The sequence below is a fragment of the Fibrobacter sp. genome, assembly GCA_024398965.1.
Lineage (GTDB): Bacteria > Fibrobacterota > Fibrobacteria > Fibrobacterales > Fibrobacteraceae > Fibrobacter.
The window spans coordinates 1-2,150 of sequence record JAKSIF010000117.1; the positions used below are offsets into that span (position 1 = coordinate 1).

The window sequence follows — 2,150 nt, forward strand, 5'->3', positions numbered from 1 at the left end:
GACAAGGGTTGCTTCTTCTGCGCTCCGGATTCCATCGTGGCACAGTTCCCCCAGCTGGACTCCACCAAGACCTACGCAGAACTTCTGGAAAAGTTCCATCAGTTCCAGGACTCCCTGTAATTCAGCAATCATTTTCGTAAAAGATACAGATTGTTCTATCTAGACCTTTTAGCCACGCTAGAAGGTCTTTTATTATGCACTTTCCTCCAAACCAATCCCCTTTGAATATATATTTGAACAAAGATATCGTAAAAATCAAGAAGTAACCTCATTCGGTTAGGAGACAAAATATGAGTTTATTAAAGAAGCATTGGCAAAAGTTCATCATTGCCTCATTCGCCAGTTTTTGGGCCAGCTGCAGCGATTCGGAATCAACCGCACAGCCTGTTTATGACGAGCCGAGCTCTAGTTCCGACGCAACAACGTCTAGTTCCAGTGAGACCACCCCTGGTTCCAGCAGCGAAATGGTTCCGGCATCCAGCGACAGTAGAAATGAGATTCTCCCGTTAAGCAGTTCCTCTATACCTTTGATTGTACCGATGTATGGTGTGATGCAGGGACCGTTGCAGCCGCAGGCCTGTAAGCCATCCGTGGTCGAAAGCTATTCGATTCCACCTTGTCACGACGAAATCTGCCCGGATTACGGTGTTGAAATTGTGAAAACGGAAGGTTGCGATTGCAGTGATGGAAGTTCCTACACTCTGGAACAATTTTCCAATCTCTTTGGCGTTGATGAAGACGCCGCAAGAGAATGCAATCCTGGCAACGCAACAGATCCGAACAATTCCAACGAAGAAAATTCCAGCAGTTCCATGGGCATTGACGAGCCTCCCTTCGTCAAGGACACCGCCTTCATCGACCAACCCGCAGTTTACGGGCCTCCTTGCTTTTTCAACGGGACATGCAACGACGTTCCCAGCACAGAGGAAAAGGAGTAGTCCCGATGAAGCTTGGCTTGAAGAAGCGCCTGGCGCTGGAATTCTATCGTCTTTACCGCCATAACGAAATCAAGACCCACCCGCTGACTTATTTCTTCTGGGAATGTACCCTGCGCTGCAACCTGCACTGTCTGCACTGCGGTAGCGACTGTCTGAAGGACGCCATTCCCGACATGCCTCGTGAAGATTTCATGGCGGTACTTGACCACCTGGCCCCCCACATCGACCCCAAGCATTTTATGGTGGTCATTACCGGCGGCGAACCGCTGATGCGCCAGGACCTGGTGGAATGCGGTCAGGAAATCAAGAAACGAGGTTACCCCTGGGGCATGGTCAGCAACGCTCTCGCCATGACTCCCCAGAAGTTCGTGGACTTGCTGAACGCAGGCCTTCGTTCCTTGACTATCAGCCTTGACGGTCTCCACGACAGCCACAACCACTTCCGCGGCAGTCCCAACAGTTTCGACAACGCCATCCGTGCCATCAATATGGCAGCCCACACGCCGGGCCTTACCTTTGACACCATGACCTGCGTCAATAAGCAGAACCTGCCAGAGCTTCCGGAAATCCGCGACATGCTGGTAAAAATGGGTGTCAAGCGCTGGCGTATCGCCACCGTCTTCCCCAAGGGCCGAGCCAAGGACAACCCGCTTTTCCAACTGACCAACAAGGAATTTAAGCAGGTCTTTGACTTCATCCGCGAAACCAAGAGGATGGGCGTCATCAATGTGAACTACGGCTGCGAGGGATTCCTGGGCAGCTACGAGAAGGAAGCTCGCAATTACCCGTTCTTCTGCCGCGCCGGCGTGAACGTGGGATCCGTTCTTGCCAACGGTGACATTTCCGCATGCCCAAGCCTTCGTGGCGACTACATCCAGGGAAATATCTACAAGGATGACATCTGGGATGTTTGGCAGAACAAGTACCAGATCATGCGCGACCGCAAGTGGACACGCCTAGGCGACTGCAAGACCTGCAAGTACTGGCGTTACTGCGAAGGTTCCAGTCTCCATCTTCGCGATGAGAAAACCAAGGAACTTGCATACTGCCACGTAAAGCGTCTTGAAGATGCCGGGGCATAACTCGCACAAAGCCACTTTTTTACAACATTCACTATGGTTAGGATTTTTATGAACTTTCGCAAACATTGGAAAAAGTGGCTCTTCATCAACATGTGTGGGTGGCTTCGCCACCCTTTTTTGTTGACTTTCG

General features: G+C 51.1%; 2 protein-coding genes. Both read left to right on the plus strand.

What is annotated here, in order from left to right; genetic code table 11:
- Positions 1-290 precede the first annotated feature (290 nt).
- Positions 291-938 carry a hypothetical protein gene (locus MJZ26_14945; protein MCQ2107074.1) on the plus strand — a complete coding sequence of 216 codons (648 nt, stop codon included), beginning with the start codon at positions 291-293 and terminating at the stop codon, positions 936-938.
- A 5-nt stretch (positions 939-943) separates the two neighbouring features.
- Positions 944-2,020, plus strand: coding sequence for a TIGR04133 family radical SAM/SPASM protein (locus tag MJZ26_14950; GenBank protein MCQ2107075.1), 1,077 nt, complete (start codon positions 944-946; stop codon positions 2,018-2,020).
- The last annotated feature ends 130 nt before the right edge of the window (positions 2,021-2,150 follow it).